This window comes from Streptomyces sp. AgN23 (assembly GCF_001598115.1).
GTDB lineage: Bacteria > Actinomycetota > Actinomycetes > Streptomycetales > Streptomycetaceae > Streptomyces > Streptomyces antimycoticus.
Genome location: NZ_CP007153.1, coordinates 1,896,516 through 1,909,753, shown reverse-complemented (window position 1 = coordinate 1,909,753; position 13,238 = coordinate 1,896,516). Strand labels below are relative to the sequence as shown.

Sequence of the window (13,238 nt, the reverse complement as noted above, 5' to 3'; positions counted from 1 at the left end):
GCGGGACGGTGGAAGACACCCGGTCACCGGAGGTCCCCCAGGCGGGTGAGCATCGCCTCCCGCCGCGCCCGCACCCCTTCGGCGTCGTGCGGCCCCACCTCCTCCCCGGCCCGGAGCACCGGGCCGAAGTCCACCGTCTCGACGGTGGCCGCGGGCAGCCCCGAGGCGACCAGTTCCCGGCAGCGGTCGACGACCGCGAGCACGGCCTCGGCCAGCGCCGCGGCCTTGTCCGGCCCGCAGTACGCGTCGTGGGCGGACAGCGCGCTCTGCCGCAGCACTCCCTCGCGCACCAGCCGCCCGGCCAGGACACTGACACGCTCCTGGTCGGGCAGGGCCGTGATGCCGATCAGGTCGACCAGGTCGGCCAGCCGGTCGGCCTCCGCGAGCACCGAGGCGATCCGGTCACGCCGGACGGACCAGGCGGGGTCGCCCGCCGCCGCGTGCCGGGCGGCGAGCGCCGCCGCGTCCCGGGAGAACGAGCCCGCCCAGGACAGCGCCGGATAGTGGCGGGCGTAGGCCAGATCGCGGTCCAGCGTCCACAGGCAGCGCACGAAACGTTCGGTGTGCGCGGTGACCGGCTCGGTCAGGTCGCCGCCGGGCGGCGAGACCGCCCCGATCAAGGTGACCGAGCCCTGCCCGCCCCCCAGCGTCGTCACCGCCCCCGCACGCTCGTAGAACGCGGCGATCGCCGACGCCAGGCCCGCCGGATAGCCCTCTTCAGCGGGCAGTGCCCCGGTACGGGAGGCGAACTCGCGCAACGCCTCGGCCCACCGCGAGGTGGAATCGGCGATGACGACCACATCGAGGTCCATGTCGCGGAAGTACTCGGCGACCGTGGCCCCCGTGTAGATGCTGGCTTCGCGGGCCATCATCGGCATGTTGGAGGTGTTGGCGATGGTCACCGTGCGGTCGGCCAGCCGCCCCCCGCCGCGCGGGTCCTCCAGGGCGGACAACTCGGCGATGACATCCGCCATCTCATTGCCGCGCTCCCCGCAGCCGACATAGACGATCACATCGGCGTCGCACCACTTGGCGATCTGCTGCAACAGCATGGTCTTCCCGGTGCCGAAGCCACCCGGGACGGCCACCGTGCCACCGCGCGCCACGGGGAAGAGCAGATCGATCACGCGCTGTCCGGTGGCGAGTGCCTCCCGCTCGCCACCACGCGTCCGCACCGGGCGCGGACGGCGGACCGGCCATGTGGTGCCGATCCGTACCTCCGTCCCGTTCACGACGGCGACCACCGCCTCCTGGCGGTATCCCCCTTCGGAGGCGACGCGCTCCACCACTCCACCGGCCCCCGGAGGCACCAGGACCCGCAACGGGACCGGCCCCCCGTCCCGGATTCGCCCCACCACGCCGCCCTCCTGGACGCGGTCCCCCTCGCTCACCGCCGGCACGAAGGGCCAGGCGCGCTCCTCGGCCACGCCCCGGGCCGTCCCCGGCGAGAGCCAGTCCCCGCTGCCGGACAGCGGCCGCAGCAGGCCGTCGAACACGCCACCGAGCAGTCCGGGGCCGAGCGACGCGGACAACGGGGTGCCCTGCGGCCGCGCCACATCACCCGGGGCCAGCCCGCCGGTGTACTCGTAGGACTGCGCGGTCACCACTCCGCCGCTGATCGCCACCACCTCGCCGGGAATCCCGGTCTCACCGAGGGAGACCAGGTCGTACATCGCGGTACCGCCCACGTACTCCAGCTCGACCAGTGGCCCGGCGACCCGCAGAACGCGGCAGGAACCTCCCGGGCCGGCTCGGTGCCCGGATCGCCCGGACGCCTCGGCGGACCCGCTTACGGCGACCACAGCGTCTCCGCCTCCGCCCCGAGCCGGTCCAGCGCGCGTGCGGTGAGACCGTCGAGAGTGCATTCGGCGCGCCGGCCCGCGGCGCGGCCCACCACCCCTCCATCCGGGGCCTCGGTGATCTCGGCATCAGGGCCCAGCAACCGCGACGCCCGCCCTCGCAGCCGGTCCCGGGCGGCCGGATACGTCTCGGCGTCCCGCAGTCCACGGCCACGTGCGAAAGCCCGGCGACGTAGCTCTTCGTACGCCTCCCGCCGGACGGTGAGCGTACGGGCCCTGGCCGCGCGGCGGGCGTCCGCCCGTATGGCACGGGCGGCGGCCGCGCCGTCCCGCTCGCCCTGCCGCGAAGCCTCCTCCACAAGCGAGCGCGCCTGGGCCCTCGCCTCGTCGAGCAGGGCCGCGGTCTCCCGGTCCGCCCGCTCGAGGAGCCCCTGCGCCTCACCGCGGGCCGTGCGCAGCAACGCGGCACGCACCGGCGCGAGCGCGGTCACCGCCTGGTCGGAAGCCGGTTTCATGACGGCATCACCACGGTGAGTGGCCGGGTACTCTCCACGAGGACTTGGCCGAGGGCGTCCGCCGCGGCGGGAGTGAGGATGACCAGCGCGGCCCCGGGGGGCAGGGCCCGCCACGCCTCGCGGACCGCGTCCGGTTCCTCGGCGGCCACCACGGTGACCCCCGCCAGGACGAATCCGGCCACTCGTGTCCACTCCCCGACAGCTACCACCCGACCCATGATCAGGACTTTCCGATCAAGATGATCGCCACGACGAGTCCGTAGATGGCGATGCCCTCGGCCAGCCCGACGATCACCATCGCCCGGCCGAACAGTTCCGGACGCTCGCTGATCGCGGCCACGGCGGCGGCCCCGGTGTAGGCCACGGCGATGGCGGCGCCGATGGACGCCCCGGCCACCGAGATCGCCGCACCGATCAGCGCGGCGGAACCGGAGCCCTGCGCCGCCGCCGCGGCCGGCGCGGCCGCCTGCGCCGGGCGGTGGTCGAGCGCCACCGAGAGCAGCGCCACCGCACCCATGAACAGCAGGGAGTTGGTGGCGAGCACCCACCGCAGGGCGGTGTGCCCGGAACGCCGCAGCAGCCCCCGGCCGACCGCCAGGACGACGGCCACAACGGGCAGAACGATGAGCCAAACGATCATGTGGTCTCCTTGCCAGGGGGGTCCCCTCGCGGCGGAGCGGCCATGGGCCCGTCACCGTCCAGCACGGGCAGCCGCCAGGGGTGGAACGGGCGGCCCTGGGGCTCGAAAACCCGCGAGAACAACTCGTAGAACTCCAGCCGCAGCGCCTGCACCCCGGCGACCAGAGCCTCGAGGGCGAAGGCGAGCGCATTCCCGACGACGAAGAGCACCACGGCCGCGGGCAGTCCCGCCGGGCCCCATCCCGCCAGCGCCGTGGTGCCCTGCCACACGATCGCGCCGAGCGCCGCGTGCGTGAGTCCGAACGCCGCGAGCCGGGCGAAGGAGACGACGTTCGACCCGATGCGCAGCACCCCGTCGAAGAGCTGGATGCCGACTTGGACGACGCCTCCCGGTCCGCCGCCGGTCACGGCGAACAGACCGGTGCCCGCCAGGACGAGACCCGTGCCCGCGAGCGCCGCGCCCGCATAAGCCCATTCCGCGCGGTGCAGCGAGGCAGCACCGCCCATGGCGGCGAGCCCGAAGTAGAGCGCCGCTCCGGCGATGCCGGAGAGCGCGTACAGGGCACCCGTCGGCCCGCCCTCCCGCCAGCGGTTGACGATGCCCACCCCGTAGGCCAGGGCGAGCAGCACGGCGCCGAACTCGACGGCGGCGATGAGCAGCCGCATCGGCTCCTGAAGCGGATTGAGCCAGAGCACCGGCAGTACACCGGTGGGGCCGAAGAACTCCCCGTACGCCACACCGGCCAGGGCGCTGGTCAGCCCGGCCCCGGCGATGAACGGCCACAGCGGACGCAGCGGTCGGGCCCGGCGGGGGCGCCCGAGGCGCAGCAGGAGCCCGGCGAGGAGCAACAGCGCCCCGTGTCCGGCGTCCCCGAACATGACCCCGAACATCACCACGTAGACGATGCCCGCGGGCATCGTCGGGTCGAGGTCCGCGTAGGGCACGGTGCCGTAGGTGCGCACCAGTGGCGCGAACGAGCGCCGTACCGCCCCGGTACCGCGGAGCAGCGTCGGCGGATCGGCTCCGCGTGGCGCGCGCAGGGGTACCAGCGCCGCGCCCGCCCCGGCCAGGCGCTCGGCGGTCGCCGGGACGTCCGCGGCGGGACACCATCCGGCGAGTGCCGCGACGGCGCCGTGCGGCAGCGCGCCGCCGAGGCGTTCCTCCAGCTGTGCCTCGCCCGCCAGCAGGTCCATACGCCCCGCACGCTCCAGTGAGTCGAGATCGGGTGGAGCCACGCTGAGGATGGCGCGCGGCGGCTCGACGCGCGCGTGCCGCAGCCGGCGGACGGCGGACCCCGGCGCGGCCGACGGCCCGACCGATCCGGCGTCGTCGATACTGTCGATACTGTCGATTTCGACGCATCCGGCCTCGGCGACGCGCACCAGCGCGCTCCGCATCGCCTCTCGCGGCGCGACGATCGCCACCCGCCGCATGCGAACCGGAGTCATCTCCTCAAGCCGGAACATCGAAGACCTCCAGCCGTCCCCCGCCCCGCGCGGCCAGCTCCAGCGCGCCACGCACCCGCCAGGCGTCGGCGGAGAGCACGGCGACCGCACCCACCACCGGTGCGGAGCCCAGCCGGGCCCCGTGCAGCAGCTCCCGTCCGTCGTCTTCGACCCGGTACCACCACCGTGCCTCCGCTCGCCACAGGTCGCCCGCGCTCTCGACGCCGTTCACAGCCCAGCGTGCGGTGGTCGGCAGGTGCTGCCGGAAGTCCTGATACGACGTCGCCGTCATGGCCTCGGCACCGAGCAGCCGCCCCGCCCGTCGCCCGGAGGCCCGCGTCATCGGGCGGTGGGCGACGAACACCTCACGGCCGACCAGCAGCGCCAGGCGGCCCGCCGCCCAGCGCACGGCCTCCGGCAGGGCAGTTCCTGTGCGCACCGCGGCGGAGACCCGCATGCCGGTGGCCACCGCCGCCGGGGACGCGGCTCCCGGATCACCCCAGGCGGAGGCGGCCAGCGAGGCCCGCAGCTCTTGGGGGGAACGGGTACGGGCCAGCAGCGGCCAGGCGGTCGCCAGCGTGCCCAGACGGTACGGAGCCCGGGGCGGCCCGCTGCCCGTCAACGCACGCAGATGGTCCCGGGTATTGGCGATCTCGAAGCCGGAGGCGAGCAGGCGGAGGGCGGTCGCGCCCGCCGGCGGCTGCCAGCCGGCGAGCACCCGCAGATTCCACAGCAGCGTCGCTCCGACCGCCCGCTGGGCATCGGCGAGACACGCCCCGGGCAGCAGATCGTGGCCGTACGCCGTGGCGCTCAGACTACGCACGGCGTCATCGAGGCCCGGAGCCGAAGCCACCTGTTCGGCCCTCTCCCTCCCGAGGGCACGGGAGAGCATGGCCCTGGCACGCGTGACCCCCGCGACCCAGCCGGCGCCCATCACGGGCCCCTTTTCCGCGGCCCCTCGGGGTGCCCCGGCGTCCCGGGGCCCCCGGCTCCGGGGGCCGACGGCATCCCGATGTCCTCGGCCACGAGCCGTGCCACCCGGTCCAGGAGGGCGGGCATACGGGCCTCGGCACGGGAGCGCACCGCGGACACCTCCCGCTCCGCTGCGTCGAGCAGCGCCGCGGCCGCTGCCTCGGCCTGATGGCGCACCCGGGCCGCCGTCCGCGCCCGTAGGTCCCGGGCACGCGCGGTCGCCCGCTCCACGATCTCCTCGGCCTGTCGCTCGGCCACGCGGCGCCTCTCCGCCGCCGTGCGGGCCGCTTCGTCCCTGATGCCACGAGCTTCCGCCTCGGCCTCTTCCAGCAAGGACAGCGGTGGCACCAGCTCCGCGGTGAGCTCGGCGGCGCGGTCCGCGGGCACACCTCCGGGCGCTGCCCGGCCCGGAGAGCCGACCGGGCGGAACCGCAGCAGGAAATCCCGGAATCCGGCCACTGCCGCCCTCCTCACGGTCAGGCCCCTGCCCCAAGTGTGCGTACGCGCTGCTTACCTGTCGCGCCGAACGGGCCCGCCCGTGGGGCCGTGCGACCGGCGGCGCGACCGCCCGATCGGTGCGACACTGGCGGCATAGGTGACCGGCCGCGCTCATGGGGAGGTTGCCATGAGCGACTTCGAACGTCATGCGGCGGGGGAGGAAGCCCACCACGGCGCCCCCGGCCGCCACCGGACACCGGAGGCGGAGCGGCGCCAGGACATGCTGAGGCGTTACCTCGGTGCCGTCGCCACCGCCTCGTCCACCGCGGGAGAGACGGCACGAGAGGGGCGGGCCGCACCCGTACGCGCCAGGCGCCGGACTCCGGCACACGCCACCGCACCGCGGGTGGGCCAGGTGATGAGGGCGCCGGCCGTCCCGGCGCCGGGCTATACGCCCTTCCTCGATGTCGCCCGTACGCTCGCGCACGAACATCTGAGCGCGATACCGGTGGTCGATGCCGCAGAACACGTCGTCGGCGTGGTGACCCGGGCGGATCTGCCGCGGTCGCCCGTCCGTGGCGCCCCGGAGATCCGCGAGGCGATCGAGTCCCGGATCCTCCGCGAGGAACACCATCTCGACCCGCATGCCATCGAGGTGACAGTGGAGGGCGGCGTCGTGGCCGTGGAGGGCAGGGGGCGGACGTGACAGCAGCCCCCGGACTGGTCGAGTCGATCCGGGCGATCGAGGACGTCGACGATGTGGTCGATCACCTCACCGGGGTCACCTGACCCGACCCCGCGCCTTCGGCAGCCGTGAACCGCGGCGGATACGGAGGAGGCTCCATGACCCACCCCATAACCGTAGGCGTGGACGGATCGCCCGAGAGCCTGGACGCCGCCGACTGGGCGGCGCGGGAGGCTCGGTGGCGTCATGCGCCCTTGCGTCTGGTACACGCCTGGATGCTGCCGCCACAGACGGCGCGGACCGCTCAAGCTCCCGAGGTCCGCAAGGAGTGGGCCCGCAAGACCCTGGACGACGCGGAAGCCGATCTGGCCGCCCGCTACCCGGAGGTGGCGGTCTCCTCCGAGCTGGTGGCGGAGACGGCCGTCCCGGCCTTGGCGGCTCACGGCGCGGGCTCTCAGATGCTGGTGCTGGGTTCGCGGGGCCGTGGCGCCATGGCCGGCTTCCTGCTCGGCTCCATTGGGCTGCGGGTGCTCGGCCGGGCCACGCGTCCGGTCGTGCTGGTGCGGCACCGGAGCGGCCAGGCTCATGGGGCAGCCGGGGGAGATGTGGTGGTGGGCATCCAGGACCCGCCCGGGTCGGCCGCACCGATCGAGTTCGCCTTCGCCACGGCCGCGGCACGAGGCACGGGAGTGCGCGCCGTGCGGGCCTGGGCGCTGCCGCCGGTGTTCGAGTACGGCCCGGCGTATCTGCGGGCCCTCGATGAGGCCGGTGGCATCGGACCAGGTGAGCGGAAACGGCTGGCGGAAGCGGTACTGCTGTGGCGGGAGAAGTACCCGCAGGTACCGGTGACCGAGCACGTCGAGCTGGGCAACGCCGCGGAGGTGCTGTTGACATCGGCCGCAGGGGCGGGGCTCGTGGTCGTCGGCCGGTACTCACACCGGCCCGCCGTCGGCCCGCGCCTCGGCCATGTGGCGCATGCCCTGCTCCACCACGCGGCGTGCCCCGTCGCGGTCGTCCCCCACGGCTGAGGCCGGATTGCGACGTGGTGCGGACACACCGGCGGACGGGCGGCCCGCGGTGCGACGTCGTGGGCTCATCCCCGCCGCGGGACGACGGCGACCGGGCAGTCGGCCTGGTGCAGTACGGCATGGGCGACCCGGCCGAGCTGCAGACCGGAGTCGCCCGGAGTCCGGAGGGCGCCGACGACCAGCAGGTCGGCCCCTGCCGACGCCGCCAGGAGGACCCTGTGCGCCGGCCCCTCGACCACCTTGCGGCGGCACACCGTCTCCCCGCCATTGCACGGGAGCCGGCTCATGGCCTCGTCCAGGATGGTCGTCGCCCGTTCCTCGTAGAGGAGATGAGTCGCCTCGTGCATGAGCAGTGACCGACCCGTCTGCGCCTGTGCGGGGCGCCGCCAGGCGTGTACGGCGTGCAGCTCGGCACCCCGCGCCCGCGCCTCGCGGTAGGCGAACCGTACAGCCGCGGCGTCCTGAGCGAGGCGGCCGATCCCGAGCACCACCGGCCGACCGGCCCCACGCCGGTCCTGCTCCGGGCCGCGGACCACGATCACCGGGCACACGGCGCGGGCCGCCACTGCCAGACTCACCGAGCCCAAAAGGGTCTCCACGGGTTCGCTCCAGCCACGGGAGCCCGTGACCAGAGCGAAAGCTTCACGGCCCTCTCGCAGCAGTGCCAACACGGGGCCGTCGTACAGGACCTCGCCGGAAATCCTCACCGCCGGACTCCGGAGCCGGGCGCGTTCCACGCAGGAGGCGACGATGTGCTGCGCGACCACTTCCCCTGACGAGCAGCCCGTGTACGACGCCAGCTCTTCCTCGTAGTGCTCCCATCGGGAGGCGTAGATCAGGCGCAAGGGCAGCCCATGGAGCGCCGCCTCGTCCACGGCCCAGTCCACCGCTCGCAGACTGGAGTCCGAGCCGTCGACACCCACCACCAGCGGGAGATCCATGATTTCCACCGCCTCTCCTGCGGCTGTCCCGGTCGCTTCGGGTACCCGTGGGCGCGCGATCCCACCACGCGCGTCCGTCGGCCGCGAGTCGGTCATGCGCGGCTTCACCGCTTGCCCCGTCGCGGTGTGGCCACAGCGGTGATTCGATGGAGCCATGAGGGCGATCCTTTTCGGCGGGGCTCGAGTCCACGTCGCGGCGAGTGAGCCTTCATGACCGGGTTGGGAGGACGGATTGGCAGGTTCCTCGGCCGCGAGGCCATGGCCGAGGCGCTCGGGTCCCGAGCGCTCGGCGTCCGGAGCACCGGCGCCGCTCAAGGTCGCGCACGGAGTATCAGAAGAGGACATCGATGGGCGAAGGGATGGTGATCCCCGATGTCCGAGCCACCACGCCCCAGCCCGGCAGCGAGGCAGCCCACCGGCGACGGAGGCGACCTCGGGCGGCGCATCGCGCTGCGGCGCGCGCAGCTCGGCCTCTCACAGGAGGAGGTAGCCGCCCGTGCGGGCAGCTCGCCGGGCTACGTGCGCTATCTGGAGGAGTCCGCCGCCGACCCGAGCTTCGGCACCCTCCTCCGGATCGCCGCGGCCCTGGAGACCACCACGGCCGCACTGCACGGCTGCGGCACCGATCAGCCGCCCGGCCTCGGTCGGGCCGGACACCACCCCCGACTGCTGGAGCTGGACATCACCGAGTGTCGGGCCCGACTCGCGACGCACGGCGTGGGCAGGATCTCGGTGTCCACCTCCCGGGGACCGGTCATCCTCCCGGTCAACTACAGCGTGATCGACGACGCCGTCGTCTTCCGGACCGCGCCCGACACCGCAACGGCGGCGGCCGGCGGCACCGAGGTCGCCTTCGAGGTGGATCATCTCGATGAGGCGCTCAGCCAGGGCTGGAGCGTTCTCGTCGTCGGACGCGCTCAGCAGGTCACAGAGCCGGCGGCGGTACGCGAGCTGGCCGACAAGGCGTTCACCACCCCATGGCCCGGCGGCAGCCGTGACCTGTGGCTGCGCCTCGAGCCCACGAGCATCACCGGTCGCCGGATCCAGGTGGATTGACCAGCCGCTACGGGTGCCGGTCGGCTTCGGCGTCACGGCATGTGACACCACGCACCGCCCTGCGCACCGGGCCGGCGGCTTGGGGAACCCCGTAGCGCTTGAGACGGCTTCGCTGGTTGTGAGCTGGGATTTTCCTTACGGTCAGCCGGCTCGGTGGTACTCGTTGATGGGGCCTGCGGCTTGTCGGCGTCGGCCGTGGCGGGGGCGGCGGCTGTTGAAGTGGTGTGCGTAGTCGTGCGGAGGATCTTCTGGGCGTGACCACGGTCGAAGAGCAGGACACGGTCGGTGCACTCTTTCCGTGCCGAGCGGGTGAAGCGTTCTGGGTGTGGGGTGTAGTCGGGGCTGCGTGGAGGGGCCTTGGCCACGGTGATGTCCTCGCTGGTGAACACGGCGTCGAAGGCGGTCGTGAGTTTCGCGTCCCGGTCGTGGATGAGGTGAGTGATCTCTGCGCCGGCGGCGCGGCGCGGGAACACCGCTGCCAGTCGCAGCGGGTCGAGCGTCATCACCGAAGGGTGGTGGCCGATGGCGGCCGGCCAGGTCAGCTGTCGGTACACGAGGGCCATTTGTCTACCGCCCACTCCGGCCAGCCCGCCGGTGGGGTGGGAATCTCGCCGCCGTCGAGTTCGGCGGCGTCAGGCACCTGGAACTGCTCCCGCCAGGCATCCAGGTCGGCCTCGCTCATCGGGAACGTTTGATGCGGTGTTGTTTCCTGGCGGTGCGCGACGCGGGCGAGCTGGACGTCCTTGTCCACGGGTAGGTAGACCACCTGGCATGAGGCCCCCACCGACCGGGCCAGCCAGCGCAGCGCCGACCGTTCATCGCGGCTCCAGAGCCCGAAGTCGAGCACGACGCTGGTCCCCAGCCTCAGCGCCTGCAGGGCGACCGAGATGAGCCGCCCTTCGAGCAGCCAGCGCTTGCCGTCGGCCATGGAATCGCCGAACAGCGGGATCATCCAGTGATCTGGGGTCAGCCGCAGCGCCCGGTGGGTTGCGGCGAGTTCTTTTGCGCGGGTGGTTTTCCCAGCCCCGGGGAGCCCGACCATCAGAAGCAGGATGGCAGCACGTGGGTGTTGCGTAACGCTGGGTCCGGCTGCATGCGGATGCTGTGAATCGAAACGCTGCGACTGAGGCATGACTTCCCTGATCAGGCAGGACGACCCGGCGTCACAGGAAGATGAGTGACTGCCGGCAGGACACTGATCCGGCGGTACGTCCTGGCACCGCCCCATGCGGGGGCAGGCAATGGCCGCGGTTACGGGAACCGCGGTACCGCCGCTAAGCGGCGGTTGTTGTCATGGGAGCACAGCAGCACATGCCTTGACCATAGCGGACCGACTGTGCCCCGGGCGGCGTGGGCGCCCGGAGCGGTGGCGGGCAGCGGTATGCCGTCTGGCCGTGGTGCGGTTCCACGGCGGGGCACAGCTGTGACAGCCGGGTCGGCGGCGGGCGTCGCCGGGGGCGAGCAGGCTGGTCAGCTCCGAGATCGCCTCGGGGGACGGCTTGAAGTCGCGGCGGACGTTCTCCGGCTTTTTGTGCCGGGACTTCGCCATCAGCATCAGCAGCGAAGTGCCCTGCTCGCGGGGTGGGTCAGGACGGAATGGCGGTACTCGTGCAGATCCCACCCGGTACCCGGCCCCCGCACCACGGTGTGCTCATCCGAGGAACGAGCTGTACGGCTGCATGGTGGCCGTCGTCTCCATGGACGCCTCCGGTCAGGGCATCAACGCACCGTAGGGCGGGTTGACCGACCTCGTGCGGGATATCCCGGTGGTGGCGGTCACGCGCGGTGTCCCTGGGTGAGTTCGTTGATCAGGTTCTGGACGCGGGTGCGGATGTCGTCGCGGATCGGTCGGACAGCCGCGACGCCTTGTCCGGCCGGGTCGTCGAGTTTCCAGTCGAGGTAGGTCTTGCCGGGGAAGACGGGACAGGCGTCGCCGCAGCCCATGGTGATGACCACATCCGATGCCTGCACGGCCTCACTGGTGAGGACCTTGGGCGTTTCGGCGGCGATGTCGATGCCGACCTCGGCCATCGCTTCCACCACGGCGGGGTTGATCGTGTCCGCGGGGGCGGACCCGGCGGAGCAGACCTCGATGCGGTCGCCGGCCAGGTGGGTGAGGAAGGCGGCGGCCATCTGCGAGCGGCCCGCGTTGTGGACGCAGACGAACAGCACCGAGGGCTTGCGGGACTCAGACACGGGCGGAACCTTCCGGAGCAACGGTCGGCTGAAGGGCGCTGTCGGGGGCGGGGAAGAAGCGCCGTGCGGCCAGGGCGACGTAGACCAGGCCGATCAGGACCGGGACTTCGATCAGCGGGCCGACGACTCCGGCCAGGGCCTGTCCGGAGGAGGCGCCGAAGGTCGCGATGGCGACCGCGATGGCCAGTTCGAAGTTGTTGCCCGCCGCGGTGAAGGCCAGCGTGACCGCCCGCGGATAGTCCAGCCCGACCGCCCGTCCCAGGGCCATGGATCCGGTCCACATCACGGCGAAGTACACCAGCAGCGGCAACGCGATGCGTGCCACATCCCACGGCTGGGAGGTGATCGCGTCGCCCTGGAGGGCGAAGAGCAGGACGATGGTGAACAGCAGCCCGTACAGCGCGAACGGTCCGATGCGCGGGATGAGCTTGTTCTCGTACCAGGTGCGGCCCCGGGCCTTCTCGCCCAGGCGGCGGGTGAGGAACCCGGCCAGCAGCGGGATACCCAGGAAGATCAGCACGCTGCGGGCGATCTCCCACACGCTGACATCGAGGCCGGTCTGTTCCAGACCGAGCCAGCCGGGCAGCACCGAGAGGTAGAACCAGCCGAGCGCGGAGAAGGCGATCACCTGGAACACGCTGTTGAGCGCCACCAGGACGGCGGCCGCCTCGCGGTGGCCGCAGGCGAGGTCGTTCCAGATGATGACCATGGCGATGCAACGGGCCAGGCCGACGATGATCAGGCCGGTCCGGTACTGCGGCAGGTCCGGCAGGAGAAGCCAGGCCAGGGCGAACATCACCGCCGGTCCGGCGATCCAGTTCACGGCCAAGGAGGGGATGAGCAGGCGGCGGTCCCGGGTGACGGTGTCCAGGCGGTCGTAGCGGACCTTGGCCAGCACCGGGTACATCATCACCAGCAGGCCGAGCGCGATCGGCAGCGAGACACCGGTGACGGTCACCTTCGCCAGCGCCTCGCCCAGGCCGGGAACGAGCCGTCCCAGGCCGAGGCCGGCGGCCATCGCGAGCAGGATCCAGACCGCCAGGAACCGGTCCAGGAATGACAGCCGGGCCGCGACCGGCCCGGAGTGGGGTGTCTGGGCGGTCATGAGGCGGCCCCCGCGGCGGTCTTCCCGGTCCGCTCGGGGAGCGGTGTGCCCGCGGGGCGGGTGAGGATGCCGGCGAGCCGGTCGGTCATTTCCGGCAGCAGCCAGTAGTACACCCAGGTGCCACGGCGCTCGCAGTCGATCAGCCCGGCCTGCCGCAGCAGCTTGAGGTGGTGGGAGATCGTCGGCTGCGACAGGTCGAAGGCGGGGGTCAGGTCGCACACGCAGACCTCGCCCCCCGCCCGGGAGGCGATCATTGACAGCAGCCGCAGCCGGATCGGGTCGCCCAGGGCCTTGAACACCTTCGCCAGCTCCACCGACTGTGCTTCGTCCAGCGGGGCGGTCAGCAGTCCCGGGCAGCAGCCCTCGACCCCGTCCTGGTCGAGCACATCAAGCTCTTGTTTCGACATGCCTCTATGTT

General features: G+C 72.7%; 16 protein-coding genes and 1 pseudogene. 3 read left to right on the top strand and 14 right to left on the bottom strand.

Translation table 11 applies throughout. From position 1 onward, the window contains the following. Positions 1-23: 23 nt before the first annotated feature. Genes AS97_RS08450 through AS97_RS08420 form a run of 7 tightly spaced genes read right to left on the bottom strand, consistent with a single transcriptional unit; the run spans position 24 to position 5,830 of the window. Complete coding sequence (locus tag AS97_RS08450; protein ID WP_247204279.1) at positions 24-1,802, bottom strand: V-type ATP synthase subunit A; 1,779 nt, start codon at positions 1,800-1,802, stop codon at positions 24-26. Then, positions 1,790-2,314, bottom strand: coding sequence for a hypothetical protein (locus AS97_RS08445; protein WP_210567457.1), 525 nt, complete (start codon positions 2,312-2,314; stop codon positions 1,790-1,792). Before AS97_RS08445 ends, AS97_RS08450 begins: the two co-directional genes overlap by 13 nt. Further along, entirely contained in the window at positions 2,311-2,496 is a 186-nt protein-coding gene (locus tag AS97_RS08440) for a hypothetical protein (protein ID WP_247204278.1), read from the bottom strand. Before AS97_RS08440 ends, AS97_RS08445 begins: the two co-directional genes overlap by 4 nt. 38 nt (positions 2,497-2,534) lie before the next feature. Continuing rightward, positions 2,535-2,954, bottom strand: a complete 420-nt coding sequence (locus tag AS97_RS08435) for an ATP synthase subunit C (protein WP_125759520.1) — start codon at positions 2,952-2,954, stop codon at positions 2,535-2,537. After that, positions 2,951-4,402: a V-type ATPase 116kDa subunit family protein gene (locus tag AS97_RS08430; protein WP_247204277.1), complete on the bottom strand. Its 1,452-nt coding sequence runs from the start codon at positions 4,400-4,402 to the stop codon at positions 2,951-2,953. Before AS97_RS08430 ends, AS97_RS08435 begins: the two co-directional genes overlap by 4 nt. A gap of 4 nt (positions 4,403-4,406) precedes the next feature. Beyond that, positions 4,407-5,333 (bottom strand): V-type ATPase subunit, encoded by a 927-nt coding sequence (locus tag AS97_RS08425; RefSeq protein ID WP_210564637.1) that lies wholly within the window; start codon positions 5,331-5,333, stop codon positions 4,407-4,409. Continuing rightward, positions 5,333-5,830, bottom strand: coding sequence for a hypothetical protein (locus AS97_RS08420; protein WP_059148760.1), 498 nt, complete (start codon positions 5,828-5,830; stop codon positions 5,333-5,335). Before AS97_RS08420 ends, AS97_RS08425 begins: the two co-directional genes overlap by 1 nt. A 166-nt stretch (positions 5,831-5,996) precedes the next feature. On the opposite strand from AS97_RS08420, the gene AS97_RS08415 reads away from it, so the two are divergent. Both AS97_RS08415 and AS97_RS08410 read left to right on the top strand, forming a co-directional pair. Continuing rightward, a complete protein-coding gene (locus AS97_RS08415; protein WP_059148761.1) occupies positions 5,997-6,515 on the top strand; it encodes a CBS domain-containing protein in 519 nt (172 codons plus the stop codon). Positions 6,516-6,652: 137 nt separating this feature from the next. Further along, positions 6,653-7,522: a universal stress protein gene (locus AS97_RS08410; protein WP_086710373.1), complete on the top strand. Its 870-nt coding sequence runs from the start codon at positions 6,653-6,655 to the stop codon at positions 7,520-7,522. Positions 7,523-7,587: 65 nt separating this feature from the next. On the opposite strand, the gene AS97_RS08405 is transcribed toward AS97_RS08410, so the two are convergent. Further along, positions 7,588-8,463: a universal stress protein gene (locus tag AS97_RS08405; RefSeq protein WP_086710376.1), complete on the bottom strand. Its 876-nt coding sequence runs from the start codon at positions 8,461-8,463 to the stop codon at positions 7,588-7,590. Positions 8,464-8,835: 372 nt separating this feature from the next. Between AS97_RS08405 and AS97_RS08400 the strand changes: the two genes are divergently transcribed. Further along, entirely contained in the window at positions 8,836-9,519 is a 684-nt protein-coding gene (locus tag AS97_RS08400) for a pyridoxamine 5'-phosphate oxidase family protein (RefSeq protein ID WP_125759524.1), read from the top strand. Between the two features lie 32 nt (positions 9,520-9,551). Here AS97_RS08400 and AS97_RS47025 read toward each other — a convergent pair whose 3' ends face one another. The 6 genes and pseudogenes from AS97_RS47025 to AS97_RS08375 form a co-directional block, all read right to left on the bottom strand. Next, positions 9,552-10,022, bottom strand: a complete 471-nt coding sequence (locus AS97_RS47025) for a hypothetical protein (RefSeq protein WP_247204275.1) — start codon at positions 10,020-10,022, stop codon at positions 9,552-9,554. A 35-nt stretch (positions 10,023-10,057) separates the two neighbouring features. Beyond that, on the bottom strand, positions 10,058-10,561 hold the full coding sequence (locus AS97_RS08390; RefSeq protein ID WP_059148764.1) for an ATP-binding protein: 504 nt from the start codon (positions 10,559-10,561) through the stop codon (positions 10,058-10,060). Positions 10,562-10,957: 396 nt separating this feature from the next. Next, positions 10,958-11,175 (bottom strand): annotated as a pseudogene (locus tag AS97_RS47020) (site-specific integrase); the annotation flags it as partial. A gap of 120 nt (positions 11,176-11,295) precedes the next feature. Further along, on the bottom strand, positions 11,296-11,715 hold the full coding sequence (locus AS97_RS08385; protein WP_210564635.1) for an arsenate reductase ArsC: 420 nt from the start codon (positions 11,713-11,715) through the stop codon (positions 11,296-11,298). After that, entirely contained in the window at positions 11,708-12,820 is a 1,113-nt protein-coding gene (gene arsB, locus AS97_RS08380; RefSeq protein ID WP_059148766.1) for an ACR3 family arsenite efflux transporter, read from the bottom strand. The genes AS97_RS08385 and arsB overlap by 8 nt, the downstream gene beginning before the upstream one ends. Continuing rightward, on the bottom strand, positions 12,817-13,227 hold the full coding sequence (locus tag AS97_RS08375) for a metalloregulator ArsR/SmtB family transcription factor (protein ID WP_059148767.1): 411 nt from the start codon (positions 13,225-13,227) through the stop codon (positions 12,817-12,819). Before AS97_RS08375 ends, arsB begins: the two co-directional genes overlap by 4 nt. Positions 13,228-13,238 lie beyond the last annotated feature (11 nt).

Excerpts from the sequence above, each read along its gene's own strand:
- AS97_RS08445 (WP_210567457.1), bottom strand. The coding sequence starts at position 2,314 with ATGAAACCGGCTTCCGACCAGGCGGTGACCGCGCTCGCGCCGGTGCGT.
- AS97_RS08435 (WP_125759520.1), bottom strand. The coding sequence starts at position 2,954 with ATGATCGTTTGGCTCATCGTTCTGCCCGTTGTGGCCGTCGTCCTGGCG.
- AS97_RS08430 (WP_247204277.1), bottom strand. The coding sequence starts at position 4,402 with ATGACTCCGGTTCGCATGCGGCGGGTGGCGATCGTCGCGCCGCGAGAG.
- AS97_RS08425 (WP_210564637.1), bottom strand. The coding sequence starts at position 5,333 with ATGGGCGCCGGCTGGGTCGCGGGGGTCACGCGTGCCAGGGCCATGCTC.
- AS97_RS08415 (WP_059148761.1), top strand. The coding sequence starts at position 5,997 with ATGAGCGACTTCGAACGTCATGCGGCGGGGGAGGAAGCCCACCACGGC.
- AS97_RS08410 (WP_086710373.1), top strand. The coding sequence starts at position 6,653 with ATGACCCACCCCATAACCGTAGGCGTGGACGGATCGCCCGAGAGCCTG.
- AS97_RS08405 (WP_086710376.1), bottom strand. The coding sequence starts at position 8,463 with ATGGATCTCCCGCTGGTGGTGGGTGTCGACGGCTCGGACTCCAGTCTG.
- AS97_RS08400 (WP_125759524.1), top strand. The coding sequence starts at position 8,836 with ATGTCCGAGCCACCACGCCCCAGCCCGGCAGCGAGGCAGCCCACCGGC.
- AS97_RS47025 (WP_247204275.1), bottom strand. The coding sequence starts at position 10,022 with ATGACGCTCGACCCGCTGCGACTGGCAGCGGTGTTCCCGCGCCGCGCC.
- AS97_RS08390 (WP_059148764.1), bottom strand. The coding sequence starts at position 10,561 with ATGGTCGGGCTCCCCGGGGCTGGGAAAACCACCCGCGCAAAAGAACTC.
- arsB (WP_059148766.1), bottom strand. The coding sequence starts at position 12,820 with ATGACCGCCCAGACACCCCACTCCGGGCCGGTCGCGGCCCGGCTGTCA.
- AS97_RS08375 (WP_059148767.1), bottom strand. The coding sequence starts at position 13,227 with ATGTCGAAACAAGAGCTTGATGTGCTCGACCAGGACGGGGTCGAGGGC.